The following is a 26,353-nucleotide window of genomic DNA, read 5'->3' on the forward strand; positions in this document are numbered from 1 at the left end:
CCGTAGTAAAATTCATTAAATAAAAATTTATATGAGATCATCCCAGCCGGTAAAAGCGTTCCTTCATTCATACGGGATTTACCGCCATTGCTTCCCATATTCCTCCAGCATATCCAGGATGGACTGGTAGACGGCGGCCAGCTGTTCATCCGATATGCAATAGGGGGGCAGGATGTACAGCGTATTGCCCAGCGGCCGCAGCATGATGCGCCGTTCCGTGAAGAAGCGGGAAAGGAAGCCGGCCAGGTTGTTCGTATAGCCGTCCTCTTCGCCGGTGCTCACTTCAAAAGCCAGGATGGTACCCAGGGTGCGGATATTGTCCACATCCCCGTGGTAGGCCAGTTCTACGGCAAACTGCCGGTGCAGCGTGTTGATCCGCTCGCGGTTGGCGCGGCATTCCGGTTGCAGGAACAGCTCGAGGCTGGCCAGCGCTACGGCGCAGGTGAGCGGGTTGGCAGTGAAAGAATGGCCGTGGAAGAGGGTTTTCAGCTTATCATCACTCAAAAAGGCTTCGTAGATCTCCTGTGTGCAGGTAGTGATGCCCATCGCCATGGTGCCGCCTGTGAGCCCTTTAGACAGGGTGATCATATCCGGCGCGGTTTTCACCTGTTCCATCGCGAAATTGGTGCCTGTTCTGCCGAACCCGGTCATGATCTCATCGGCGATCAGCAAGATGCCCCTTTCCCTGCAAAGGGCCAGCAGCCTGTCCAGCAGCTCAGGTGAATGCATGAGCATACCGCCTGCGCCCTGCACCAGCGGCTCAAAGATGAATGCGGCCACTTCCGGCGCCAGGCTGGAGACCTCCGCCAGGAGGGTTTCTATATTTTCTTCGCCGGGCGTGTCAATAAACACGACCTCGAACAGGTAATCGTCGAAAGCGCGGGTGAACACACTGCGGGCGCTGACGCTCATGGCGCCGAACGTGTCCCCGTGATAGGCGTTCCTGAATGCGAGTATTTTCTTGCGGGCAATGCCTTTGTTCTGCCAGTACTGGATCGTCATTTTAAGGGCCACTTCCACGGCGGTAGACCCGTTATCCGAATAAAACACGCGCGCCTGCCTGCCGGGCAGCACGGGCAGCAGTTTTTCCGCGAGGGCCACCGCTGGTTCGTGCGTATACCCCGCGAAGATGGAATGATGCAGCCGGGCCGCCTGTTCCGCCAGCTTTTCCGTGATATACGGATGCGCATGGCCGTGAATGTTCACCCACCAGCTGGACGTAGCGTCCAGGTAACTGTTGCCCCGCTCGTCGTACAGCAGGGCGCCTTCGCCCCGCACGATGCCCACAGGCGCCGGGGCCGTCCGCATCTGCGTATAAGGGTGCCAGATCACCGCCTGGTCGCGCTCGCTTAAACTTTTTTGCATCCGGCAAAAATAATCCATTGCGCGTACAACAGAAATGAGGAATTCAAAACATACATGAATATGCTAATGATTTCCGGACGGAACCATTTACGTAACTTTGTGTTTTATTGTTACGGCACAAGATTTGGTCATACCCCCTAAAAGGACATCATGGAAACGAAGCTGTTGGAAGTTATTGATAATGTGAATGCCCGCCAGTTCGAGGCGAAGGTAGACGGGCATCTGGCGAAGGTGGAATACATGTTCGGCGGGAACAAGATCTTCCTGACCCATACAGAAGTTCCCCCGGCGCTGGAAGGCAAAGGGATCGCCTCCGCCCTCGTGGAAAGAGTGCTGTACATCCTGGAAGAGCGCCGTCTTAAACTTGTGCCGCTTTGCCCTTACGTGGCCACCTATATCCGAAAGCACCCGGAATGGAAAAAACTCCTGGCGCATGGTATCAATGTTTAATTAATCCAGTTTTTATTTTATGCCTGTAGAAAACTACGACCAGCTCCATCGCCTGCACCAGGAATGGAAGAAAGACCTGTTATTGAATGAAAAAGAGATCAAGTCCCTCACGGAAGAGCTGACGGAACTGGCTGCACAGCGCCTGAACAACGACCAGGCCGCGAAAGTGGAGCATTTCCAGAATTCGCTCATCCGCAAGAAGGAAGTGGTGAACGACCTGCTGCAACAGGTAATAAAGGGAGACAAAATGATGTCTGAAGACACCAGCGACAATGCGCAGCTGCACATGTTACATAACAAGCTGCAGGACGATATGGATACCTTCGACCGGCTCTTTATCGAGCTCCGCGAGGAGTTCAAAGGCTTTAAGCGCAGCCTGCTGTAAAAAAATCAAACTGATATGGAAGCGAAAATAGAATATACCAACGGTGAAGTGACCGTGGTGTGGCAGCCGCGTATCTGCCGCCATACGGGCATCTGTGCCAGGGGGCTGCCCATGGTATTCCAGCCGAAAGAACGCCCCTGGATAAAAGTCGAGAACGCGACCACGGAAGCCATCATCGCCCAGGTGAAACAATGCCCTTCCGGCGCGCTGAGTTTTTATATGAATGCCGATAAACCCGGGCCGGAAGCGCAGGAGGAATAATCCCCGCCTTCCATGATCCCGTACAAGCCGGAGACGATCCCATGAACAAATACCGCAGCGTAAAAGAAGTGCTTTACGCAGACCAGAAAGATATGGACGGCACGCCCCTCCGGCAGCCGTTCCCTTCCATCCATGCAGACCGCATAGACCCGTTCCTGCTGCTGCACCATATCCGGGTGCAGGTGCCCGATGATATCCCCCTGCGCCATGCCGGAGTAGGCCCGCATCCGCACAGGGGCTTTTCGCCGGTTACTTTCATTTTCGAAGGCGGCGTTCATCATCGCGACAGCCGGGGGAACAACAGCGTGGTGCGCGCAGGCGGCACCCAGTGGATGCATGCCGGCATGGGCATCGTGCACAGCGAAAGGCCGCCGGCGGATATACACGATACCGGCGGCGTACAGGAATTGATACAGATCTGGGTGAATTCCCCTTCCGGCCATAAAATGGACCAGCCTTCCTATTTCCCGCTGCATGCGGCGGATACGCCGGTGGTGATGAGCGCGGACGGCCTCGTGAAAGTGCGTGTGGTGGCGGGGGAATTGAACGGCGTGAAAGGCCCCATACCTGCCATTACTCCTGTTAATACCTTCACCGCCGAATGCAAAAAAGGCGGCAGCATGTACCTGCCCATTCCTGAAGATCATCATGCTTTTATTTACCTGTTAGACGGTGAGCTGAAAGTGGAAGGCGCCAGCGTGTACACCGGTTTTCACTGCGTGGTGTTCCGTGAAGACGGGGAGGGGATCGGGTTTACCGCGGAAGAAGACACCCGGCTGTTCATCGCCTCCGGCAGGCCGCTGAACGAAAAGATCGCCGCCAACGGGCCTTTCGTGATGAACACCGAAACGGAAGTGTTGCAGGCCATGCGTGATTACCAGATCGGGAAAATGGGTATCCTGATTGAAGATTAAACCGTAATTTCCGTACAAATCTCCCTACCATGACCCTGCAGGAAACGCTCAAAGCCATCTCCTCCGCCGGCAGCGAGAGTACGAAGCGTACGCTGATGAACCACGGCGCGAAAGAACCCGTTTTCGGCGCCAAAGTATCCGACCTCAAGGTGATCCTGAAAAAGATCAAAAAAGACCAGCAGCTGGCCCTCCAGCTTTATGATACCGGCGGTTACGACGCGCAGTACCTGGCCGGCCTTGCGGCAGACGGCGCGCAGATGACGCCCGCGCAGCTGCGCAAGTGGGCGCAGAAAGCCAATTCACAGGGCATCAGCGAATGCACCGTAGCCTGGGTAACAGCAGAGCACCCCGACGCCTGGAAGCTGGGCCTGGAATGGATAGACGACAAAGACGAATCCGTGGCCACCAGCGGCTGGAACACCATCAGCGGCCTCACCTCCCTGAAACCCGACGGGGAGCTGGATATCCCGCAGTTGCGGAAGCTGCTCAAAAGAGCGGAAAAGGAAATTCACAAAGCGCCCAACCGCGTGCGCTACACGATGAACAACTTCCTGATCCACCTGGGCACTTACGTAGATGCGCTCCATGATGAAGCTATGGAAGCCGCGCGCAGGATAGGACCGGTGACCGTGTTGATGGGTAATACTGCCTGTAAAGTGCCTGGCGCGGAAGAATATATCAACGCATCGCGCAACCGGCCGGGAGGGCCTAAAAAGAAGAAAACGCTGAAATGCTGATGGCCAGGTATATTTTAGAACAACTCGTCATTGCGAGAAGCAGCAGAGCCAGGCGGGAGGGGCGACGAAGCAATCTCTCGCGTCGAATTGGCGTACTCCAAGCCGCGGAAGAGATTGCTTCGTCGCCCCTCCTGCTGCAGGGAATCCCTTTTCGCTCCTCGCAATGACGGATTTCTCCCGCAATGACGAGTTGTTCTTCAATGACCTTCGCAATGACGGACTTTCTTCGTCAAACCCATATGCATAAACGAAATTTGGAAAATATTAACCTCAGAAAAAGATCGCGGACCACTCTCTTTTGAAAATGCCTTCGGGCGCCAGCACCTGGATGCCTTCCTTCTCCCCCAGTTCGCCGCTGGCAGTTACATGATCGGCAATGCCGCACCATGGCTCGATACATACAAAATCAGCGTCTTTCGCGCTCCAGATGCCCATGTAGGGGAATCCCGGGAAGCTCACTTCCAGCCCGTGCGGCGTTTCAGCACTGCGGATGGAAATAATGTCTGATGCAAGATGCTTGAACACGAGCGCGTCTTTGTAGAACATTGATTTCCGCAGGGGAAGCTCAACAGCATCATCCAGGTAGGGAACAGGCGCCGTTTCGATGAGCCCCGCGGCGGATAAGGGCCATATGCCCGCCGTTTCGGGGCGGTTGAAGTGAAGGGAATAGTCTTCAAAAGCGGTACCCTCCACCAGCGGGACTTTAAACGCGGGATGCGCGCCGATGGAGAAATACATCGGTTCGTCGCCGGTGTTTTGCACGGTATACCTTACGCTCAGCGTGGCGTCCTGGATGGCGTAACGCACGGCGAGGGTAAAGGGGAAGGGATATTTTGCAAGTGTGCTGTCGTCGTCAGACAAACTGAAGGTGATGGCAGACGGCGTGTGTTCGTTCACGTTAAACATCATTTCGCGCGCGAAACCGTGGCGGGGCAGCTGGTATGCCTGGCCTTTGTGGCGGTAGGTATTGTCTTTCAGCCCGCCTACAATGGGGAACAGGATAGGGCTTTTTTTGCCCCAGTAAGCGGGATCGCCGCTCCAGAGGTATTCCAGCTGGTTGTCTTTCCGTACGATGCTTTGCAGTTCTGCACCCTGGGCGCTCACCTGCACTCGGATATATTCGTTAGCAATTTCCATCATGCGGCAAAGTTACAGTTTCAGGCGGATACCTGCTTTATTGAGTAAACCTGCCACCTGGATCATGAGAATGGCGAATAACAATGACTTGAGAATGCCTACCCAGCCGGAGAGCGCTTCCATGGCGAAAACGCCTGTCATGGTGAGGATAGCGTAAGCGAAATAAGGAATGAGGTAACAAAGCAGGGTATCTGTACCCGCCGGTTTAATAATTTTGAACCAGTGGGCTTTTTGCTGAAGGTCGCCGAGCCAGTAGGTAATAACGAACAGACCGATGGTGAGCGCGCTGCAGATCAGCACCCAGCTGGGCGTGGCGCGTATCTTGGAAATTTCCCAGATGGGCCGTGTGAGCAGCCCCGCAGTGGCCAATACCACGGCAATACCCAATAATAAAGGGATTACGGATGTCCATTTGCCGGCAGCCATATAACTCCTGAAGATCAGGGACACCAGGGTGCCGCCCATTACCAGCGAAGGCATGGCGCCGTTATCCAGCGGGCCCAGCAGGGTGGAGAGGAAAGTACCGCGCGGCAGCAGCTGTGCGTGTGTGGCCATACTCAGCCCGCTGAACACGATCCAGCCAATGAACACCGCTGAAAATTTTCCCTTTCCCAGCACATAAATAAGCGCGCTCGCAAAATAAGCCCAGCCGATCAATCCCAGTATGCCCCACCAGTAAGTGGAGAAGCGCTGCGCATCGTCGCCGCCGCGGCAGATCCAGGCCATAAGCAGCAGCACGGCGATGCCCACGCCTTTTATGATATACTGCGCACTCTTCGGCCATTTGCCGGGGTATTGGTTCCAGATAAAAATGAAACAGGTACAGCAGATGATGTTCCATACGCCCCGGGTCATGCCCGTGGCAGCCTGGTCCAGGTATTCCCCGTTCACGAGGAACAGGCCCATCACCAGCAACGCAATGGAACGCTCTGTTACATGGCGCAGCAGCTGCAGGGTATTATCGCCTTTTTTGATGCGGTTGCTGACAGCATAGGGAATGCTCATGCCTACGATGAACAGGAACGCGGGAAATACGGCGTCCGCGAGGCCCATGCCATCTTCTTCCGCAGCGGTATGTTCCAGCCAGGCGGGGATGTTTTGAAGGCTCCAGAGGTCATTCACGAATATCATCAGCAACATGGTAAGCGCCCGGGTAATGTCGATAGAGGCAATGCGTTGCGTTGGATTCATATAGTCAGGGATTTATTATCAATATATAAAATATTTGGAAAGACCCCGGCTAAAAATAAAAGCGCCCCGGGTACTGCCCGGAGCGCCTATGAAGAAGTTGTGAGGGACTTAATTCCAGATACCGTTCTCCCCGGTCAGGATCACCGGCAGCCCGTCCGTTACCACGATCGTATGCTCATGCTGGGCTACATAGCTGCCATCGCGGGCAGTGAGCGTCCAGCCGTCGCCGTTCTCATACGCCCAGCTCGCTTTGGTGGAAATGAAGGTCTCCACGGCGATCACGGAGTTCTTCCTGAATTTGGTCCGGTTGTATTTGTCGTAATAATTGGCAATAGAATGCGGCTCTTCGTGCAGGTTGCGCCCGATGCCGTGCCCGGTCAGGTTTTTGATCACCCGGTAACCGCGCTTGCGGGCCTCGGCTTCAATGATGCCGCCTACCTGGGCTATCTTTACCCCGTCGCGGATGTTGGCAATGGCGATGCGCAGGATGTCGCGCGAGGCATTCACCAGTTTTTGATGCTGGTGCAGATCCTCGCCCAGCACGAAAGACCCGCCATTGTCTGCCCAGAAGCCTTCCAGTTCCGCGCTCACGTCCACATTCACCAGGTCGCCTTCCTGCAGGATGGTCTTTTGAGTGGGAATGCCGTGGGCGATCTCGTGGTTTACGCTGATACAGGTCCAGCCCGGGAATCCATATGTCAGTTTGGGTGCTGAACGCGCGCCGAATGCGGCCAGCACCGCCCGCCCGAATTCATCCAGCTCGGCCGTGCTCATGCCGGGTTTGGCATATTCCCGCATCCTTTTGAGGGTGAGGGCCACCGCTTCGCTGGCCTTCTGCATGCCCAGCATTTCCGCCTGTGATGATATTGACATGTCCGTTAGTATTATTGATCCCGGCAAGTTACGAATTTTAAGGGGCTTTCCCGCTGGTACTGTTAACTAAAAAGCGATACTTTAGCGGTATGAAAAACGGACCATCTCCCGTAACGAGGGTGGTGATCATTGACGATGAACCCGCCATCCGGAAAGACCTTCAAACACTTGTACAGCAGCAGCCCGGCTTTATTGTCACCGGTACCTGCGGCAGCGTGCAGGAAGCCCGTACCATCATTCCCGCTACCGAACCGGACCTCCTCCTGCTGGATATTTCCCTGGGAGACGGCACCGGCTTCGACATCCTGCGCGAACCCGCCGCCGCAGGCTGCAAAGTGATCTTCATTACCGCCCACCAGGATTATGCCATCAAAGCCATCAAATTCGGCGCGCTGGATTACCTCCTGAAGCCGGTAGACGAAGAAGAGCTGCAACAGGCGCTGGTCCGGGTAACCAACAGCAGGCCCGCCGCTCCCGAACAGCTCTCACTGGCGCAACAGCAGCTGAAGCAGGGCGGCCTGCAGAACCGCATCGTGCTGCGCTCGCAGCAGTATTTGCAGGTGGTGGCCTTTGAAGAGATCATCTACTGCCAGAGCGATGCCGGCTACACGACGTTTTTCCTGGCAGACGGCCGCAAGATCGTGGTCTCCAAATCCATCAAGGAATATGAAGAGCTGCTGCCGGAAACCTGGTTCATCAGGCCCCACCAGTCATACCTTGTGAACCACCGCTTTATTGACCGGTATCATAAAGACGGGTACCTCATCCTCCGCAACAACGCGGAAATCCCGGTGTCTACCCGCCGGAAAGACTATGTAGTGGAATATCTCACCGGGAACCGGTAAAAAATACAACACGTTATGCGCCTCCATGCATCCCTGCTAAAATACTTTGTCCTGTTGCTGCCCCTTGCCATCGCCGCCTGCAAGCAGCGGCAGGCCGCCAGGAACCCTGGCAGCGCCGATTCCATCCTGGCTTATATGAAGTCGGACATCAATCCTTTCTTCCATGACCGCCGCCCGGGGGAAGCAGGCCGTTTGCTGGACAGCCTGTATCCCACGGTTCAAAAGCTGAATCACGTCGGGCTTACCTGCTCTTACCTGCGGTTTAAGGGCGTACAGTTCATCATGGAAGAAAAGTACGACAGCGCCAGGACCTTCCTCAACGAATCTATGCAGCTGGCCAGGGAAAAGGACAGCACCGGCAGGCACGTTATCGCGGCCAAGATACAGCTGGCAGACCTGCTGAAGGAGCAGAAGCGCTACGACAGCGCCCTTCATTATGCCCGGGAAGCGTATTACCTCGCCCAGAAAGCCGATACGAACGGCCTGCCTCTCATCTGCCTCCGCCTGTCCGAGATATACATGGAAATAGGCGATTACGAGGCTATCCGCAAATATCTTTTTGAAGGATTTGAACGTACACAGCAACCCAAGCTGAAGATCGTTTTCGCCAACAACATCGCCAAATACTATACAGACCAGGCGCAGGTAGACTCCGCGGTCAGCTTCTTTAAAGCCATGGAAAACGATACGCTGTTTTCCCACCCATATTTCGACGCGGTGAAATATGAGAACCTCGGCATCCTGCTGGGCAAGCAGGGTAAAATGGCCGAGGGCCTGCCTTACCAGCTGAAGGCGCTCGCGCTGAATAAAGAACTGGGCAGCGTAGACGGGCAGTCGATGTTCAGCCTGGCCGATACCTATTACCTGCTGGAGCGTTACAACGAAGCCGCCGCTTATCTCGATACCGCTTATACGATGGCGAAAGAAGCCGGTAACCAGGAGATCATCACGATGATCTGGCGCAAAAGGGCACAGAACCAGGCAGCGCGCGGATTGCACCGTGATGCATATGCTTTCATGGATTCCGCTTACGAATCGTACAGGACAGAAGTAGACTCTTCCATTGTGGTGCAGGCGCGGGAACTGGAAACGCAGTACGCAGTGAAGGCGAAAGACGAAGAGATAGAACGGCTTGCTTTTGAGAACAAGGTGAACCGGCAGATCAGGCAGCAGCAACGGGTGATCATCGCCAGCATGGTGCTGGGCCTGGTATTGATCGCGGCCATCGGGTTCCTGTTGTACCGCAGGCGCCAGCTGGAGCAGCAGCTCCGGGAAACCTCGCTGCGGCAGCGTTTGCTGCGCAGCCAGATGGAGCCGCATTTCATCTTCAATACCCTCAGCGTGCTGCAAAGCTTTATCCGGAACGACGAGCGGGAAAAATCCATCCGTTACCTCAACAAATTCGCCAAGCTGGTGCGCATCAGCCTCGAAAACGCGCGCGAGAGCTTTGTGCCGCTGAAAGATGAAGTGACCGCCCTCGAAAGCTACCTCAGCCTGCAGCTCATGCGCTTTGAGGGTTCCTTCGAATACAACCTTGACGTATACGAACAATACGAAGAAGACGGGCTGCTGATACCGCCCATGCTGCTGCAGCCTTTCGTGGAAAACGCCATCCTGCACGGCATGCGCCGGCTGGAGCGGAAAGGCGTGATCACTATCCGCATCAAAAGAGGCCCGCATGTGCTGCATTGCGTGATCGAAGACAATGGCCGCGGCCTTCAGCCCGAAAAGCAGGAAGAAAAAACATCCCTTTCCACCGTTATCACCCAGGAAAGGCTGAGCATGCTGAGCAAACAGACCAAACGCCCGGCCAGCCTGCGCATCATCGATAAAAAGGCTGAAAACGGCGAAGGTATCCGCGTGGAGCTGGACATCCCTTTCCGCCGCGATAATCAATAAAATACGAGAAGCAGCAGCGCCAAAGCGGGAGGGGCGACGAAGCAATCTCCCTCACTAAATTGAAGTACGTTAATATCAGGAGGGAGATTGCTTCGTCGCGCTTCCTGCTGCACAGAATTCCCTGTTGCTCCTCGCAATGACGGCGTTTGTCGCCCAGCGGATTTGTATCAAAAGCGCCCGGATTTAAAACAACCCCGGGCGCTTTTGTATTCCCGCCCTTTCCCCGTCCGCATTCCCGTTATGTTTGTGCCGCAATTGAATACGCTCCCGGAGAACAACCTTTAAAAACCGTAAACATGAAAAAACTTTGCGTTGCAGCATTTGCAGCACTGCTCCTGGCATCCTGCCAGTATTTCGGCGGCGGCGGCCGCGCCTTCGACAATGCTGAAGACCTCGCATCCCTCGTCAGCGAACTGAAAGACAAATTCGGGGAAAATGCAGGCTACACCAGCATCAACATGAGCTACCACGATGGCATCGGCACCAGCACCGTGGCTACAGGAGGAGACGTTAATTCCAACAAACTGATGGAGAAAATGAAACAGAAAGGCATCTGGCAAGACAAGGCCGAGGTGACCCTGGAAATAGAGGGAGAAGCCAAACCCAAAGACTTTATGTTCACGCTGCAGCAGGTGCAGGACCTGAAAAAGATCCCTGACCTGGTAAAAGCTTCCATCGAAAAGGTGGAGAAAGAAAAGAAGATGACGGACATGGTAGTTAGCACCGTAGCTATCTCCATGCCCAGCCGCATCAACGATCCTGAAGACGGGTTAAAGATCACAGTATATGTAGAGCCGAAGAACGGCGGGACGGATTTTACGCTGATCTATAACCAAAAAGGAGAGCTGTTAAGCATGTTAAATTGATCATTCAAACGGAAGGCATGCACCTATCCCGCTTTTTCCGGCAGACACAACGGCCTTTCATCGAGCAAACCCTCCTGGTAAACCGGCAGGCGGAAGCGTTCGTTGCCTTCTATGAAGAAAGATTTGGATGCAGGCTGGATGGTAAACAGGACAGCCTCGATATACTGGATGTGGTGCTGGCTGAAGCCCGGAACAGCGCATTGCAGCGCGACAGGAAGCAATGGCTGGCTGTTCATGCAGGAGCTTATCTTTTTAAAGTAGCCTCCGAACGGTTCCGGGAATGGCCTTTGCAATACCGCTGGTATCATCCGCTGGAACAGGCGGTGCTGGTGGTAGGCGCCCCGGTATTCAAGGTGTCGCTGCTTGCCGAGCAGGCCATCCACCAACGGCTTGAAAGCAGGTCCGAAATCCCTGTACCTCTTCTTTTTGCCCGCTTCGAAAAGGCCGTGCTGGCGGCGGGCAAAGGAAGCGATGAATTGTTTATTTAGTGTTGCTACCTCATATAGCGTAACCCCACGGAACCATGTTTATCAACCCTGCCATTCAAAAAACCAGGTGTAACATGTGGATCAGAAACTCTCCCCTTAAAAGGAGAGTTTCTTTATTTTTGGTCAATGCAAAAGAAGATCATACTGGCCAGTACATCCACACTGTATGGCGGACAATACCTGGAATACCTGGAGCCTGTAATAGCAAAGCTTTTCGCGGGAGCCGGCGAAGTGGTGTTCATCCCCTATGCCCGCCCCGGCGGCCTCAGTCATGATGATTACACCCGCCGTGCTGCCGGCGTGTTCGAGCAGAAAGGCATCCGCGTGAGAGGGCTGCATACTTTCGATGAGCCGTTGCAGGGCATCCGCACGGCGGAGGCGTTTTTTACCGGCGGCGGCAACACGTTCCTGCTGGTAAAACAATTGCACGACCTGGGGCTGATGGATGCGCTCGCCGCAGCCGTGAATGCTGGCAAACCTTATCTCGGCTGCAGCGCAGGCAGCAACATCGGCGGGGTGAGCATGCAAACCACCAACGACATGCCCATCGTTTACCCCGCCAGCTTCAAAACCATGGGCCTCGTTCCCTTTAACCTCAATCCCCATTACCTGGACCCCGTGCCCGGCCTGGAACATATGGGCGAAACGAGGGAAACCCGGATCAAAGAATTTCATACGCAAAACAGCACGCCGGTAGTAGGTCTCCGCGAAGGCAACTGGATAGCGGCGGATGGGGAAAACATCACGCTGGAGGGCGCGCACAGCGCGCGCATTTTTTTACCGGGCGAAGATCCTTACGAACTGGCGGCAGGGGAGAAGCTGGTATTTTCCTGAGCAGCGAAAGATCGTCATTGCGAGAGCAGCGGAGCTAATGCGGGAGGGGCGACGAAGCAATCTCTTTCATTGAATTTGACATACTCCAATACATGAAGGAGATTGCTTCGTCGCGTTTTCTGCTGCACGGAATCCCTTGCTGCTCCTCGCAATGACGGGATTTTTACAGCCGTAAAATTTGCGCAACCGTTTGCGCAGATGCNGAAGGAGATTGCTTCGTCGCGTTTTCTGCTGCACGGAATCCCTTGCTGCTCCTCGCAATGACGGGATTTTTACAGCCGTAAAATTTGCGCAACCGTTTGCGCAGATGCCCGTCCAGCCTGATTTAGCAATTTTGTACCTGAATCCGTGCGTTCATCAAAAAATGATGGATAAAGCCTAAAACTTTACTATTTTAACCACTTCATAATCCACAACTCAACCAACAAATTATGAGTGCTACTCGACGCAATTTCCTCCGCCAGCTGGCGGTAGGCTCCGGAGCCCTTGCAATGGGCCTCCCTTCCTTTGCCACCGGCCCCACGGCGCCCAGCGACCGCGAGCTTAAAGCAGCATTGGAACAATCCAATAAGCAGCAGCGTTTCAACATGAGCGGTTATGCCGCCCCTAAGATCGACAAAGTGCGGATCGGCTTCATCGGCCAGGGTATGCGCGGGCCGGGCGCCGTGCAGCGCATGTCGTTCATAGACGGGGTGGAGATCGTTGCCCTCTGCGACCTTCTTCCTGAACGCGCTTCGAAATCCAACGCCACCGTAGTGAAATCGGGCCGCCCTGCCGCTAAAGAGTATTCCGGTGAAAACGGCTGGAAGGAAATGATCGATAAAGAAAAGCTGGACCTGGTGTATATCACCACGCCCTGGCACCTGCATACGCCCATGGCCCTCTATGCCATGGAACATGGCTGCCACGCCGCCTCTGAAGTGCCCATTGCACTTACGCTGGAAGATTGCTGGAAGCTGGTGGAAACATCGGAGCGCACCAAAAAGCATTGCATGATGCTGGAAAACTGCTGCTACGATTTCTTTGAGCTGCTTACCCTCAACATGGCCCGCCAGGGCATGTTCGGCGAGCTGGTACATGCCGAAGGCGCGTACATCCACGACCTGCGCGACCTGAATTTCTCAAAGAAAGGTTACCAGGACATGTGGAGGCTCCGCCAGAATGCAGCGCACAATGCCAACCTCTATCCCACGCACGGCCTCGGCCCCATCGCGCAATGCATGAACATCAACCGCGGTGATAAGATGGATTACCTCGTATCCATGGCCAGCAATGATTTCATGATGGGAGACATGGCAAAGGAAAAAGCCGCTTCAGATCCGTTCTACAACGAATTCGTGGGTAAGAACTACCGCGGCAATATGAACACTACCACCATCCGCACCGCCAAGGGCAAGACCCTCATGATACAGCACGATGTTACCACGCCGCGCCCTTATTCCCGCATCCACCTCGTGAGCGGTACCAAAGGCATTGCTTCCAAATACCCAAGCCCCGAGCGCATCGCATTCGGCCACGGATGGATCAAACCGGAAGAACTGAAGAAATTATACGATGAATACACGCCCGAGATCATCCGGAAGATAGGCGAGCTGGCCAAGCAGGTGGGCGGCCACGGCGGTATGGACTTTATGATGGACTGGCGCCTGATAGACTGCCTGCGCAACGGCCTCCCGCTGGACCAGGACGTGTACGACGGCGCAGCATGGAGCTGTATCGTTCCGCTGAGCGAAAAATCCATCTCCAAACGTTCTTCCAGCGTCGATATCCCGGACTTTACCCGCGGCGCCTGGAAAACCAATGCACCCGTGGAACTGACGCTGAAAGGCGGCGGCAACACCGGCGTAATTGGCGTGGAAAAGAAAACCGAGTCTAAACAACTGAGCGTACAATAGCGTTTTATACAAGGAAAGAGGGCGTCCCATTTGGGATGCTCTTTTTTTATTCCTCCATTTCCCGCGCAAACTCCCGCGGGGCAAGGCCTGTCACCGTTTTGAACACCCTGTTGAAAGTAGCGATGCTGTTGAACCCGCAGCGGTAGGCAATGGTGGCGATGCTCTCTTCCGCGCCGGCCGCCAGCAGCTTGCTGGCTTCGTGCACGCGCACTTCGTGCAGGAACTCCACGAAAGTGAGCCGCGTATGTTTTTTAAAATAACGGCAGAAGGCCTGCGGCGTCATGTTGGCGTGGCGGGCGATGTCGTCCAGCGGGATGTCTGTCTCGTAATGTTTCATGATATAATCGTAGATCGCGCCGATGCGCAGGCCTTCCTGTTCGTTGACCGCCGCGGGTCTTGCGCCGCTCACCAGCGGCTCGGGATCGGCAATACCGCGCAGGTGATGCAGCAGGTGGATGAAGGCCGTGAATTGCAGCGCACCCTTCGACCTGTCCAGCTCCTGCATGAGAGATGCTATCGTGGGAACGGCGCGTTCCGGCACTTTGAAGCCCCGTGGGAATTTATCGATGAAAGCACGGATGGGCTTGAGTTCCGCCAGGTCAAACACCGGCGCGAGCTTGCCATTAGGGTCGAAGAACAGGGTAAAAGCTTCCGCGGAAGCGTCTTTCTCTTTATCGCTGCGGAATACGTGCGGCTGGTTGCCCGCCAGCCAGTAGATCTCCCCGGGCCGGAAGGCATGCATGCTGTTGTCCGCCACGAGCGTGCCGCTGCCCTGCTGTATCCAGGTGAGCTGTATTTCGTTGTGGCGGTGCAGGTACGGGTAGAAGTAAGGCAGCCGGTCCTTTTGCACGATGACGTTCTTATCCGGCGCTACGGGTATAGTGAACTGCAAGACTTTCATACCCTGAAATTATGCAAAATTTAACCGTTATGCACATAGTGGTTTTTGTAGAGGTTAAAAAGTGAGTAATATTGATCAATAAACGTAACGCGGGCCGCGGCACTTCCCGCTACTTTTGAAAAAAAAAAGTTCCTATGGCGATACAATGGAAAGGGGTATTCCCCGCACTCACCACCAAATTCACCGCAAACGATGAGCTGGACCTGGACCTGTTCGGCAAAAATCTCGACGCACAGCTCGCCGCAGGCGTAGCAGGGGTTATTATCGGCGGCTCGCTGGGCGAGGCCAGCACGCTGGCTTTGGAAGAAAAAGCCGTGCTGGTGCAATTTGCAGTAAAACGGCTGGAAGGTAAGATACCGGTAGTATTGAACATCGCCGAAGGCGCCACCCGCGAAGCCGTGAAACAAACCGCGCTGGCAACGCAATGGGGCGCGGAAGGGCTCATGCTGCTGCCGCCCATGCGGTATAAGTCTGACGAACGCGAAACGGTGCAGTATTTCCGTGCTGTGGCCGATTCTACGGATCTGCCCATTATGCTGTACAACAACCCGGTGGATTATAAAATAGAGATCACGCCCGCGATGTTCGAAGAGCTGGCCGCCTGTGAAAATATCAAAGCGGTGAAAGAGTCCACGCGCGATGTAACGAACGTGATCCGCATGCGCAACCGTTTTGGTAACCGCTTCAGCATTTTATGCGGCGTAGATACGCTCACGCTGGAAGAACTGGTAACCGGCGCGGACGGGCTGGTAGCAGGACTGGTGTGCGCTTTCCCGGCTGAAACGGTGGTGCTGTACAATCTCATCAAAGCAGGCCAGATCAAAGAAGCACTGGAGCTGTACCGCTGGTTCATGCCCCTGCTGGAACTGGACATCCATCCGAAGCTGGTGCAATACATCAAGCTGGCGGAAGCTTACACCGGCCTGGGTTCCGAGCATGTGCGCGCACCGAGGCTTTTGCTGGAAGGAGAAGAAAGGAAACGCATTTCACAAACGATAGAGCAGGCGCTGAGCACACGCCCTGATCTCGGGAAATATGCAGCAGTTTCCACGAATCCTGCGCTGAGCGAGGAAATGAAGCGGTTGAAACGGATACAGTCTTAAGCATTACAACAACGAACTATGAACATACACCAGGTATTGCAGCTATCCGGCGAAGCATTTGCAGCATATGGAAAAACCAGTGCCGCACAGCGCGCTATATTTCTTGAAACCATTGCTGCTGCTTTGGAAACCCGGCGCGAAGCGCTTACCGCCATTACACATGAGGAAACGAACCTGCCGGCCGCGCGCCTGAACGGTGAATTAACGCGCACCACCGGGCAGCTGAAGATGTTTGCTAATCTTCTGCGGGAAGGCAGCTGGGTGACGGCGGCGATAGATACGGCAGACGCGCAGCGTACGCCGCCCAAGCCCGATACGCGGAAAATGGCTGTGCCATTGGGTCCTGTTGTGGTATTCGGCGCCTCCAATTTCCCGTATGCTTTTTCTACGGCAGGGGGCGACACGGCCAGCGCGCTGGCCGCCGGTTGTACCGTGGTAATTCGCGCGCATTACGCGCATCCGCGCACTTCGGCGCTGGTATTCGAAGCCATGCAGGAAGCTGTTAAAATATGCGGCCTGCCTCCATATACCATCCAGCACGTAACAGCGCCGGGCAACGAAACCGGGAAAGAACTGGTGACGCACCCGCTCACTGCAGCAGTGGGCTTTACAGGATCGCTCAGCGGCGGCAAGGCACTGATGCAGTACGCGGCTGAAAGGCCCATTCCTGTGCCTGTATTTGCCGAAATGAGCAGCATCAATCCCGTGTTGCTGCTGCCCGGCAAGCTGAAAGAAAATGCCGCCGCGCTGGCCTCAAAGATGGCTGCGTCCATTACCCTGGGCATGGGACAGTTTTGCACCAACCCCGGCCTGATGATCGGCATGGCGGGGGCGGAACTGGATGCGTTCCTGGAACAGCTCAAAACAGACATTGCACAGTTTTCACCGCAGCCCATGCTGCATGAAGGCATCCGGCAGCATTACGAAACATGCGCCACGGCCATCGCAACAAAGCAGCAGGTGCGCATCGTAGCGGACCAGACTGCGATGATCGCCACCATATCAGCCCAGCATTTCCTGGACGACCCGCATTTCCGGGAAGAAGTGTTCGGTCCATTCTCCCTGCTGGTGCAATGCAATAACAAATCAGAGATGCAGCAGGTGCTGAACAGTGTGCAGGGCCAGCTCACCGCGACCCTTATGGCCACGGACGAAGATCTCCTGGAGCATGCGGACCTGCTGGAAAGCTGCGTCCGTATTGCAGGACGAGTGATCATCAACGAAGTGCCCACCGGCGTGGAAGTATGTGCCAGCATGGTGCATGGCGGCCCTTTCCCGGCGGCTTCCGACCCGCGTTTTACTTCCGTGGGCACTTCCGCCATCCAGCGCTGGGTGCGGCCCGTTTGTTTCCAGAACTTCCCGGACCACCTGCTGCCCGAAGCGCTGCAAAACGCCAATCCCCTGCGGATCTGGCGCACAGTGAACAACGAATGGACAAATACATGATATCTTATTAATTTTCTTATTTTGTATTGATGAAACAGGCCACCAAAAAGACCTTCTTTTGTATAGACGCCCACACCTGCGGCAACCCCGTACGCCTGGTGGCAGGCGGCGGCCCTTCCCTGAAAGGGAATAACATGAGCGAGAAACGCGCTCATTTCCTTGAAGAATTCGACTGGATACGCAAAGGCCTCATGTTTGAACCGCGGGGCCACGACATGATGAGCGGCAGCATCCTTTACCCGCCGCATCACCCGGACAACGACGTTGCCGTATTGTTCATCGAAACCAGCGGCTGCCTGCCCATGTGCGGGCACGGCACCATCGGCACCATTACCATCGCCATTGAAGAAGGACTGCTGTTGCCCAAAACGCACGGCACCGTGAAGATGGAAGCCCCGGCAGGGCTCGTGGACATCAAATACACCACCATCGGCAACAAAGTGAAGACGGTGAAGCTCACCAATGTGCCCTCCTGGCTGGAAGCCGCGGATCTTACCGTGGAATGCCCGGAGCTGGGAGCGCTAACCTTCGATGTAGCCTATGGCGGCAATTTCTACGCGATCATCGATGTACAGCAGAATTTTGCGGGGCTGGAGCATTATCCTGCAGACAAACTTATATCCTGGGCGCGCGAACTTCGGAACCGGATAAACGAAAAATACACCTTCGTGCATCCTGACGATGCGACCATCAAAGGCTGCTCGCACGTAATGTGGACGGGCGCCGTGCTGGACCCGACGTCTACCGCCCGCAACGCCGTGTTCTACGGCGACAAGGCGATAGACCGTTCGCCCTGCGGCACCGGCACTTCCGCGCGCATGGCGCAATGGTATGCGAAGGGAAAGCTGAAGAAAGGGGAATCTTTCCTGCATGAAAGCATCATCGGCTCACGGTTTACCGGCACGATAGAAGAAGAAACGACCGTTGCGGGGAAACCCGCCATCAGGCCCGGTATTGAAGGCTGGGCCAGGGTTTATGGATACAACACCATCAGTATAGACCCGGAAGACGATCCCTATGCATACGGTTTCCAGGTATTATGATCAACCAAAAAGCTAAATACAGACAGGATGAAATGTGTAATCATCGGCGGCGGCATTATTGGCTTGTCCAGCGCGCTTTACCTGCAGCAAAGCGGCTGGGAGGTGACCGTGCTGGATAAAGGGGATTTTTCGGACAACTGTTCCTACGGCAACGCCGGGTACGTTTGTCCCAGCCATTTTGTGCCGCTGGCTACGCCCGGTATTATCAAACAGGGTTTTAAGTGGATGCTGGATGCCGAAAGCCCCTTTTACATCAAGCCCCGCCTGAGCAGGGAGCTGATAGACTGGGGCCTGAAATTCATGCGCAGCGCCAATGCCGCGCACGTGGAGAGAAGCGCCATTCCCCTGCGCGACATCGCCGTACTGAGCAAACGGATGTATGAGGAATGGCTGCAGCAGCCGGGTTTCGATTTCGCTTACGAACAAAAAGGCCTGCTGGACATGTTCCAGACAAAACAAAACGAGGAGCATGCGCATCATACCGTCGAAAAGGCGCAGGAGCTTGGACTTGATGCAGAATACCTCACAACTGAACAGGTGCAGGCCATGGAGCCGCAAACCCGCCTCAACATCCTGGGCGCCGTGTATTTCAAATGCGACGCACACCTGTACCCCAACAAGCTGATGCAGAACCTGCGCCAATACCTGCCGCTCAAAGGCGTGCAGCTGGTTGCCGGCGAAGAAGTGACCGGTGTGGAACAACAGCATGGGAAGATCATCAAGGTAAAAACACGGAAAGGCATATACGAAACCAACCTGGTGGTGGTAGCCACCGGCTCCTGGAGCCGCGGAATGGCCGCCCGCCTGGGCGTGAACCTGCCCATGGTGGCGGGCCGGGGGTATTCTGTTACCTACGAGGACGCGCCGTATAAGCTGAATCATCCCGCCATCCTGACGGAAGGGCGCGTGGCCGTAACGCCCATGAACGGCAACAAGATCCGCTTTGGCGGAACTATGGAGATCACTTCACTGACAGCGCCGCCCAACCTGAACCGCGTGAAAGGCATCCTGCGTACCGTGAAGAGCTTTTTGCCGGATTACGATATTCCCATGCCGGCCCGCGAACAGGTGTGGTTCGGCTACAGGCCCTGCTCGGCAGACGGCCTGCCGTACATCGGCAGGGTAAAACATCTTGAAAATTGCATACTGGCCACCGGCCACTCCATGCTGGGCCTGAGCCTGGGCGCGGGAACCGGCAGGCTGGTGAGCGAGCTGGCCAACGGGCAGCCCCTGAGTATGGACATCCGGCCATTCGCACCCGAACGTTTTTAAAACTTACTTATGAGAAAACTCCTTTGCAGCCTTGGTTTCATCGCACTGCAATCCGCCGCCTATGCACAGTCTGCCGATACGGACCTCTACCGGCAATCCAGCGAGGTGAACAACATCATGGTGGAATACAATGCCGACCGCGGCACGCTGGCCCGCTTCTACGCCATCCCCAACACGCCCGAACGCCGCGAAAGAATGAAAGTATTGCAGGATAAGTATCTCCAGCGCCTCAACCGGCTGGACTTCGACAAGCTGCCCGTTGGTTCCCGCGTGGACTACATCCTGTTCCACCGGAACCTCAACGACGAACTGTTCCGGCTAAACGAAGAAAAGGAGGAATATGCAGCCGTGGAAAAATGGTTCCCTTTTGCAGAACGCATTTATGCGATAGAACGCAACCGCCGTCGTGGTGCCGCCCCGGATGCGGAAAAGCTGGCAGGCGAGCTGAACAGCATTGCCAAAGAACTGCTGGTTAAAAAAGCCGCGCTGCAAAAGGACAGTTCCTTTTCGCTGGCGCTCAGCCGCCGTGCTGCCGGTGTGGCAAGAGGCCTGCAGGCTTCCCTCAAAAGCGCTTACGATTTTTATAACGGCTACGATCCGTTGTTCAGCTGGTGGATCCCCATGCCTTACCAGCGGCTGGACAGCCTGTTGAACGCTTATGCGGCCGCCTTCCAGGGCAAAGGAAAGAATGCCGTTTCCCAAAAGGATGACGGCAGCGGCATTATCGGCAACCCGATCGGGAATGAAGAGCTGATCCGGCAATTGAAAGAAGAAATGATCCCCTACACGCCGGACGAGCTGATCGCCATTGCCAATAAAGAATTCGCCTGGTGCGATGCGGAAATGCTGAAAGCCTCCCGCGAAATGGGCTTCGGCGAAGACTGGAAAGCGGCCATGGAAAAGGTGAAGAATGCTTATGTGCCCGCAGGTAAACAACCTGAGGCCATGATGAAATTATATAACGAATCGCTTGATTTCATCAAAAAGAACCAGCTGATCACCATTCCCGAACTGGCGGAAGAGACCTGGCGGATGAGCATGATGAGCCCCGAAAGGCAGCTGGTGGCGCCGTTTTTCCTGGGAGGGGAGGAGTTCATCATTTCCTATCCCACCAACACCATGGAGCATGAAGATAAAATGATGAGCATGCGCGGCAACAACCCGCATTTCTCCCGCGCCACCGTTCACCACGAACTGCTGGCGGGCCATGCCATGCAACAGTTCATGAACAGCCGCTACCGCACCTACCGCCGCTTCGGCACGCCTTTCTGGACGGAAGGCTGGGCGCTTTACTGGGAGCGGCTGCTGTGGGACCTGAAGTTTCCGCAAAGCCCTGAAGACCGCATCGGCATGCTGTTCTGGCGGATGCACCGCTGCGCCCGCATTATTTTTTCACTCAGCTATCATACCCACAAATGGACGCCGCAGCAATGCATCGACTTCCTGGTGAACCGCGTGAATTTTGAACGCGCCAATGCGGAAGGCGAAGTGCGCCGCTCCTTTACCGGCGGCTATGGGCCATTGTACCAGGTGGCTTACATGATCGGCGGGCTGCAGTTTGAGGCATTGAAAAAGGAGCTGGTAGACGGGAGAAAGATGAGCTACAGGGAGTTTCACGACGCGATCATCACCGAAAACGCCATGCCGGTGGAAATGGTAAGGGCAATATTGCTGAAACAGCCACTGAAAAAGGATTTCAGGACCAGTTGGCGGTTTTATAAATTATAGGAAAAATGAAATGCTGCTCCAACGGGCAGCCTTCTTTAATATTTTTGGATCCCTTCCCTTTACCCGAGATTAGTCGGGTTGGGAATAAAATTGAGGAATGCATTGAACTTCGTCTGGTACTTCCTTTTGTCCAGCTTGTAATAGAACGCGCCGCGCTTGGAGCTCAGGCGTTCTTTGTCTTTTTGTTTGATGAGCAGCCCAGTGGAAAGCACTTTGCGCGAGAAGTTCCGTTTATCCATCAGCGTGTCAAATATGCCTTCGTAGAGGTTTTGCAGTTGGGGAAGGGTGAATTTCTCCGGCAGCATCTCGAATACAATGGGATGGAAGGCGGCTTTGTAGCGCAGTTTTTGTTTGGCCAGCTCCACCATGTCGCGGTGGTCGAAGATAAGGGAGGGGAGTTTTTTGAGGGGGAACCATTCGGAATGAAAATCCTGGTTGATCTGCTTTTTGAACTTGTTGACGTCGATGAGGCTGAAATACACCACAGACAGCGTTCTTTCCACCGGGTCCCGCTCCACTTCCCCGAAGGTGTGCAACTGCTCCATGTATACGTTTTCGAGCCCGGTCAGTTCTTTTAAGACCCTGGCAGCGGCGAAATCGAGCGTTTCGGTGGGGCGGATGATGCCCCCCATCAGGCTCCAGCGGCCTTTTTCCGGCTCAAAACCCCGCCTGATGACCAGGAGTTTCATTTCTGTGCCGTCAAATCCAAATATAATGCAGTCTACAGCCACCAGCACCTTGTTTTTACCGGCGTATTGGGAGATTTTCAATGTTGTATCAGTTTAACGCGGATCAATTATAATAAATGTCGCTCAGACAATTTATAGAACATTCCCGAAAAATAGCTGGAATTTTCCGGATTTAATCCGGATATTTAAAACTACATCCACCCTTATTTAAAAATTTTCACGTCATGTTGAAAAAGCTTTTCACATTTATGGCTTTATCCGCCGGCGGAGTATTGGCCTTTTCGGCCTGTAACAACGCGGCGGAGGAAAAGAAAACCGGTACTATGCTCACATCACAGCCTTACGGCAATCTTTCGGGCACGGAGATCGTGCAGTACACCCTTACCAATGCCAACGGGATGGTAGTGAAGATCCTGAATTACGGCGGCGTTATTACGGACATCATCACACAGGACCGCGATGGCACGCCCGGCAACGTTGTGCTGTCGTACGACACCCTGGCCGGCTACCAGCAGTCCGGCAACCCGTATTTCGGCACGCTGGTAGGCCGTTACGCCAACCGCATCGCCAAAGCGACCTTTAAGATCGATACCGCCACCTACCAGCTTGCCGCGAACAACAACGGCAATTCACTGCACGGCGGCCTGAAAGGGTTCGATAAAGTGGTTTGGAACGTAACGCCGCTCCCTGGAGACAGCAGTCTGCTGCTCGAATACCAGAGCAAAGACGGGGAAGAAGGCTACCCCGGCAATCTGAATGCCAAAGTGATCTACACCCTCACCAGCCAGAACGCGCTGAAGATCGAATACGTGGCTACTACAGACAAACCCACGCCGGTAAACCTCACCCAGCACACTTATTTCAATCTCTCTGCCGGCAAAAGCCCCACCATCCTGGATCACGAGCTGCAGCTGGACGCGCCAGGCTATACGCCGGTAGACGACAAGCTCATTCCCCTGGGAAAGATCGACTCAGTGAAAGGCACGCCCATGGACTTCACCACGCCGCAACGCATCGGCTCCCGCATCGATTCCGTGAAAGGCGGGTATGACCACAACTGGGTATTCCCGAAGGAAAAGGCAGGCCTGGCACAGGTAGGCACGCTGCATGACCCCGCTTCAGGCAGGCTCATGACGATCTTTACTTCCGAGCCCGGCATCCAGTTCTATTCCGGCAATTTCCTGGACGGCTCGCTGCAGCACACACGCAACAAAGCTGTTTACGCGAAACATGCAGGCCTGTGCCTGGAAGCCCAGCACTTCCCTGATTCGCCCAACCAGCCTACATTCCCGAACACTATCCTGAAACCGGGAGAAAAGTATACACAAACAACGATCTACCAGTTTGGGGTGAAATAATAAACAGACATATTATATAAAAGCGAAGAGGAGGCTGAACGGCCTCCTCTTTGTTTATCATACCTTCACGATCATTTTCCCTGTATTCTTACCGGAAAATAATCCCAGCAAGGCTTCCGGGATCTTCTCAAACCCTTCCACGACAGTTTCCGTGAATTTGATCTTACCTGTTTTCACCAGCGGGGCCAGGTACTGAATGCCTTCCGCGTACCGGCCGCCATAATTCCGCACAATGAAACCCTGCATGATAATGCTTCTTGTGAGCATCGTGGGCTGGATGCGCGGGCCTACAGGCGGTTCGGTGTTGTTATAGGAAGATATCTGCCCGCAAAGCGGTATCCTTGCGAAGAAATTCAGGTTAGGCACTACCGCGTCCGTTACGGCGCCGCCTACGTTGTCGAAATAAATGTCCACGCCGTCAGGGCAGGCTTTGGCGATCTGCGCGGCAAGATCGGGCGTGTTGTAGTTGAGCGCTTCATCGAAGCCGTATGCTTCTTTCAGCATCTTTACTTTTTCTCCGGAACCGGCAATACCCACTACGCGCAATCCCAGGTGTTTGCCCAGTTGACCTGCCACCAGGCCTACCGCTCCTGCGGCGCCGGATACAACGAGGGTTTCACCGGGTTTGGGCTTCCCGATATCCCGCAGGCCAAAATAAGCCGTGAGGCCGGGCATGCCCAATGCGCCCAGGAAATAACTGGGAGGGGCCAGGCTGGTATCTATCTTTTTGACGGTGGAAGCGGGCACTACAAATTCAGTAGCCCAGGGCAGGTAGGGGCCCAGCACCAGGTCGCCGGGGGCAAAAGCGCCGTCTTTACTCTCCAGCACTTCCGCCACTACGCCGCCTTCCAGCGCATGATCCACTTTGAAAGGCGCAACGTAGCTCTTCACATCGTTCATCCTGCCGCGCATGTAAGGGTCTACGGAATAATATAGCCCTTTCAGCTGCAGTTCTCCTTCTTTAACCTCCGGCAGCACCACTTCATCGAACCTGAAAATGGATGCGTCCGGCATGCCTTTGGGCCGGGCGGCCAGGGTGATCTGTTTCACTTTTTTCATGATACGCGGGTGTTAATTGTCACTTCAACATTATTTCTCGTTGCATTAGAGTAAGGGCATACCTGGTGCGCTTTTGCGACCAGCTCTTCAGCAGCAGCCTGCCCGGTGCCGGGCACCAGCACGTCCAGCGTTACGGCCAGGCCGTAGCCGCCTTCGCCATTCTGGCCAAGGCCCACATGCGCGGTTACCGCGGTAACGCCGGTGGCTATCTTCGATTTGCGGATCACGAGGTTCAACGCACTGTCGAAGCAGGCGGCATAGCCCGCTGCGAACAATTGCTCGGGGTTGGTGAAAGCCCCGCCGGGGCCGCCCAACTCCAGGGGAGTGGAAGTTTTTACGTCCAGGATACCGTCGCTGGTGGCCACTTGCCCGTCGCGCCCGCCGGTGGCTGTTGCCGTGGCGGTGTACAATACTTTAACCATTGTCAGATCTTTTTTGATTTATGTTATTGGAATATTGATCGTTTAGTCTTCTTCCGCAGGCGCCTGGAGCGGTTTTATCTTGTCCATCAAGCGTTGCAGCTGTTTGTGCAGGCTTTCCCGTTCTTTATCGTCCAGGTTGAGGCTGGCCTGCAGCTGTTGGGGAATTTTCTGGGCTTTTTTACGGAGGTTCATGCCTTCGGGGGTGATCACGATCTCCACCACGCGCTCGTCTGACTTGCAGCGGTAGCGGGTGAGGAGGCCTTTTTTCTCCAGGCGTTTCAGCAGGGGGGTGAGCGTACCACTGTCCAGGCAAAGCTTTTCGCCCAGGTCCTTAACCGTTTGCAGCTTGTGCTCCCAGAGCAGCAGCAGCACGAGATACTGCGGATAGGTGAGGTCCAGCTTCTCCAGCAGCGGCCTGTAATGGGCGGTTACCTGCCGGGAAAGCATGTACAGGGGGAAACATACCTGGTGATCGAATTTCAACTGTTCCATTGTTATAAATTAGATTGTGCAAAATTAAATAGGTTCAAATTATCCCCTGTCATTCCAATGTTAAAGTTCTGCGAAAATATCCCTACCTTTCTGCAAGAAAGCAGCCGAACCAGCATGCCGCAACACGATAAAACACCTGCTGCCGGCGATCCGGCCTGGGAGGATTTCAGGAAAGGGGACCGGGATGCATTTGCGCAGTTGTACCATCAGCACATACAACAGCTCATAGCCTACGGAATGCGGATCAGTGGCGAACAGCAGGTGGTCAAAGATGTCATCCAGGATTTATTTGTGGAGCTATGGCGCTCCAGAACGCAACTACAATCTGTACGGTCAGCGAGGGGTTACCTCCTGAAGGCGCTTCGTTATAAACTGCTGCGAAACGCCAAAGTAAAAACACGTTATTATTCCGAACTGCCCGACCAGGCGGACCCTGACAATGCCGAGCAGCACCGCCTGGAAGCTGAAAGCGAACAACAGCGCCGTGAACGCATCCGCCATGCCCTCGGCCGCCTGCCCAGCCGTCAGCAGGAAATTATCAACCTCCGGTTTTACCACGGCTGCACCACGGAAGAGGCTGCCGAGATCATGGCCGTAAACTACCAATCGGCCGTGAACCTTTTACACCGGGCTATTGTTCAATTAAGAGAAATACTTGGCCCCGGGCTCATCTTTACATTGTTTGGCTTATTCTGAAAAA

At 54.8% G+C, this 26,353-nt stretch carries 27 protein-coding genes; 18 read left to right on the top strand and 9 right to left on the bottom strand.

Annotated elements, in window-relative coordinates; all coding sequences use genetic code 11:
- Window positions 1-78: 78 nt before the first annotated feature.
- Window positions 79-1,365, bottom strand: coding sequence for an adenosylmethionine--8-amino-7-oxononanoate transaminase (gene bioA / locus R3I13_RS19370; RefSeq protein WP_346319615.1), 1,287 nt, complete (start codon window positions 1,363-1,365; stop codon window positions 79-81).
- A gap of 150 nt (window positions 1,366-1,515) precedes the next feature.
- On the opposite strand from bioA, the gene R3I13_RS19375 reads away from it, so the two are divergent.
- From R3I13_RS19375 to R3I13_RS19395, 5 genes are read left to right on the top strand one after another with little or no spacing between them, the layout of a single operon-like run.
- A complete protein-coding gene (locus R3I13_RS19375; RefSeq protein ID WP_346319616.1) occupies window positions 1,516-1,815 on the top strand; it encodes a GNAT family N-acetyltransferase in 300 nt (99 codons plus the stop codon).
- 19 nt (window positions 1,816-1,834) lie between these two features.
- Window positions 1,835-2,200 carry a hypothetical protein gene (locus R3I13_RS19380; protein ID WP_346319617.1) on the top strand — a complete coding sequence of 122 codons (366 nt, stop codon included), beginning with the start codon at window positions 1,835-1,837 and terminating at the stop codon, window positions 2,198-2,200.
- A gap of 15 nt (window positions 2,201-2,215) precedes the next feature.
- Window positions 2,216-2,461, top strand: coding sequence for a (4Fe-4S)-binding protein (locus tag R3I13_RS19385; protein WP_346319618.1), 246 nt, complete (start codon window positions 2,216-2,218; stop codon window positions 2,459-2,461).
- 41 nt (window positions 2,462-2,502) lie between these two features.
- Window positions 2,503-3,375: a pirin family protein gene (locus R3I13_RS19390; RefSeq protein WP_346319619.1), complete on the top strand. Its 873-nt coding sequence runs from the start codon at window positions 2,503-2,505 to the stop codon at window positions 3,373-3,375.
- Between the two features lie 29 nt (window positions 3,376-3,404).
- Entirely contained in the window at window positions 3,405-4,112 is a 708-nt protein-coding gene (locus tag R3I13_RS19395) for a DNA alkylation repair protein (RefSeq protein WP_346319620.1), read from the top strand.
- Window positions 4,113-4,382: 270 nt separating this feature from the next.
- On the opposite strand, the gene R3I13_RS19400 is transcribed toward R3I13_RS19395, so the two are convergent.
- The 3 genes from R3I13_RS19400 to map all read right to left on the bottom strand — a co-directional run bounded on the left by R3I13_RS19400 (window position 4,383) and on the right by map (window position 7,313).
- Window positions 4,383-5,252, bottom strand: a complete 870-nt coding sequence (locus R3I13_RS19400; RefSeq protein WP_346319621.1) for an aldose 1-epimerase family protein — start codon at window positions 5,250-5,252, stop codon at window positions 4,383-4,385.
- A 9-nt stretch (window positions 5,253-5,261) separates the two neighbouring features.
- Complete coding sequence (locus tag R3I13_RS19405) at window positions 5,262-6,440, bottom strand: DUF5009 domain-containing protein (protein WP_346319622.1); 1,179 nt, start codon at window positions 6,438-6,440, stop codon at window positions 5,262-5,264.
- 108 nt (window positions 6,441-6,548) lie between these two features.
- A complete protein-coding gene (gene map, locus R3I13_RS19410; RefSeq protein ID WP_346319623.1) occupies window positions 6,549-7,313 on the bottom strand; it encodes a type I methionyl aminopeptidase in 765 nt (254 codons plus the stop codon).
- A gap of 89 nt (window positions 7,314-7,402) precedes the next feature.
- Here map and R3I13_RS19415 point away from each other — a divergent pair, with 89 nt between their 5' ends.
- The 6 genes from R3I13_RS19415 (at window position 7,403) to R3I13_RS19440 (ending at window position 14,140) form a co-directional block, all read left to right on the top strand.
- Window positions 7,403-8,158, top strand: coding sequence for a LytTR family DNA-binding domain-containing protein (locus R3I13_RS19415; RefSeq protein ID WP_346319624.1), 756 nt, complete (start codon window positions 7,403-7,405; stop codon window positions 8,156-8,158).
- A 15-nt stretch (window positions 8,159-8,173) separates the two neighbouring features.
- Window positions 8,174-10,057, top strand: coding sequence for a histidine kinase (locus R3I13_RS19420; protein WP_346319625.1), 1,884 nt, complete (start codon window positions 8,174-8,176; stop codon window positions 10,055-10,057).
- A gap of 296 nt (window positions 10,058-10,353) precedes the next feature.
- A complete protein-coding gene (locus R3I13_RS19425) occupies window positions 10,354-10,923 on the top strand; it encodes a hypothetical protein (RefSeq protein WP_346319626.1) in 570 nt (189 codons plus the stop codon).
- Between the two features lie 17 nt (window positions 10,924-10,940).
- A complete protein-coding gene (locus R3I13_RS19430) occupies window positions 10,941-11,411 on the top strand; it encodes a hypothetical protein (protein WP_346319627.1) in 471 nt (156 codons plus the stop codon).
- A 126-nt stretch (window positions 11,412-11,537) separates the two neighbouring features.
- Window positions 11,538-12,245 (top strand): dipeptidase PepE, encoded by a 708-nt coding sequence (gene pepE, locus R3I13_RS19435; protein ID WP_346319628.1) that lies wholly within the window; start codon window positions 11,538-11,540, stop codon window positions 12,243-12,245.
- Window positions 12,246-12,676: 431 nt separating this feature from the next.
- Complete coding sequence (locus tag R3I13_RS19440) at window positions 12,677-14,140, top strand: Gfo/Idh/MocA family oxidoreductase (RefSeq protein ID WP_346319629.1); 1,464 nt, start codon at window positions 12,677-12,679, stop codon at window positions 14,138-14,140.
- Between the two features lie 46 nt (window positions 14,141-14,186).
- On the opposite strand, the gene R3I13_RS19445 is transcribed toward R3I13_RS19440, so the two are convergent.
- Window positions 14,187-15,041, bottom strand: a complete 855-nt coding sequence (locus R3I13_RS19445; RefSeq protein WP_346319630.1) for an AraC family transcriptional regulator — start codon at window positions 15,039-15,041, stop codon at window positions 14,187-14,189.
- Window positions 15,042-15,175: 134 nt separating this feature from the next.
- On the opposite strand from R3I13_RS19445, the gene R3I13_RS19450 reads away from it, so the two are divergent.
- Genes R3I13_RS19450 through R3I13_RS19470 form a run of 5 tightly spaced genes read left to right on the top strand, consistent with a single transcriptional unit; the run spans window position 15,176 to window position 21,633 of the window.
- Window positions 15,176-16,144 carry a dihydrodipicolinate synthase family protein gene (locus tag R3I13_RS19450; RefSeq protein ID WP_346319631.1) on the top strand — a complete coding sequence of 323 codons (969 nt, stop codon included), beginning with the start codon at window positions 15,176-15,178 and terminating at the stop codon, window positions 16,142-16,144.
- Window positions 16,145-16,162: 18 nt separating this feature from the next.
- Window positions 16,163-17,590: an aldehyde dehydrogenase (NADP(+)) gene (locus R3I13_RS19455; RefSeq protein WP_346319632.1), complete on the top strand. Its 1,428-nt coding sequence runs from the start codon at window positions 16,163-16,165 to the stop codon at window positions 17,588-17,590.
- Window positions 17,591-17,619: 29 nt separating this feature from the next.
- On the top strand, window positions 17,620-18,633 hold the full coding sequence (locus R3I13_RS19460) for a 4-hydroxyproline epimerase (protein ID WP_346319633.1): 1,014 nt from the start codon (window positions 17,620-17,622) through the stop codon (window positions 18,631-18,633).
- Between the two features lie 27 nt (window positions 18,634-18,660).
- Entirely contained in the window at window positions 18,661-19,905 is a 1,245-nt protein-coding gene (locus R3I13_RS19465; RefSeq protein ID WP_346319634.1) for an FAD-dependent oxidoreductase, read from the top strand.
- A 9-nt stretch (window positions 19,906-19,914) separates the two neighbouring features.
- The gene (locus R3I13_RS19470; RefSeq protein WP_346319635.1) at window positions 19,915-21,633 is read left to right on the top strand and encodes a DUF885 family protein; all 1,719 of its coding nucleotides are present in this window, start codon (window positions 19,915-19,917) and stop codon (window positions 21,631-21,633) included.
- Between the two features lie 59 nt (window positions 21,634-21,692).
- Here R3I13_RS19470 and R3I13_RS19475 read toward each other — a convergent pair whose 3' ends face one another.
- Window positions 21,693-22,403 (bottom strand): NUDIX domain-containing protein, encoded by a 711-nt coding sequence (locus R3I13_RS19475; RefSeq protein WP_346319636.1) that lies wholly within the window; start codon window positions 22,401-22,403, stop codon window positions 21,693-21,695.
- Window positions 22,404-22,546: 143 nt separating this feature from the next.
- Here R3I13_RS19475 and R3I13_RS19480 point away from each other — a divergent pair, with 143 nt between their 5' ends.
- Window positions 22,547-23,680, top strand: coding sequence for an aldose epimerase family protein (locus R3I13_RS19480; RefSeq protein ID WP_346319637.1), 1,134 nt, complete (start codon window positions 22,547-22,549; stop codon window positions 23,678-23,680).
- A gap of 57 nt (window positions 23,681-23,737) precedes the next feature.
- Here the strand turns inward: R3I13_RS19480 and R3I13_RS19485 are convergent, their stop codons facing one another.
- From R3I13_RS19485 to R3I13_RS19495, 3 genes are read right to left on the bottom strand one after another with little or no spacing between them, the layout of a single operon-like run.
- On the bottom strand, window positions 23,738-24,739 hold the full coding sequence (locus tag R3I13_RS19485; RefSeq protein WP_346319638.1) for an NADP-dependent oxidoreductase: 1,002 nt from the start codon (window positions 24,737-24,739) through the stop codon (window positions 23,738-23,740).
- Entirely contained in the window at window positions 24,736-25,161 is a 426-nt protein-coding gene (locus R3I13_RS19490; RefSeq protein ID WP_346319639.1) for an organic hydroperoxide resistance protein, read from the bottom strand. The genes R3I13_RS19485 and R3I13_RS19490 overlap by 4 nt, the downstream gene beginning before the upstream one ends.
- Window positions 25,162-25,203: 42 nt before the next feature.
- The gene (locus tag R3I13_RS19495; RefSeq protein ID WP_346319640.1) at window positions 25,204-25,653 is read right to left on the bottom strand and encodes a MarR family transcriptional regulator; all 450 of its coding nucleotides are present in this window, start codon (window positions 25,651-25,653) and stop codon (window positions 25,204-25,206) included.
- Window positions 25,654-25,767: 114 nt separating this feature from the next.
- Here R3I13_RS19495 and R3I13_RS19500 point away from each other — a divergent pair, with 114 nt between their 5' ends.
- Window positions 25,768-26,349, top strand: a complete 582-nt coding sequence (locus tag R3I13_RS19500) for a sigma-70 family RNA polymerase sigma factor (protein ID WP_346319641.1) — start codon at window positions 25,768-25,770, stop codon at window positions 26,347-26,349.
- Window positions 26,350-26,353: the final 4 nt, after the last annotated feature.

This window comes from Chitinophaga sp. YIM B06452, assembly GCF_039655965.1.
Classification (GTDB): Bacteria; Bacteroidota; Bacteroidia; order Chitinophagales; family Chitinophagaceae; genus Chitinophaga.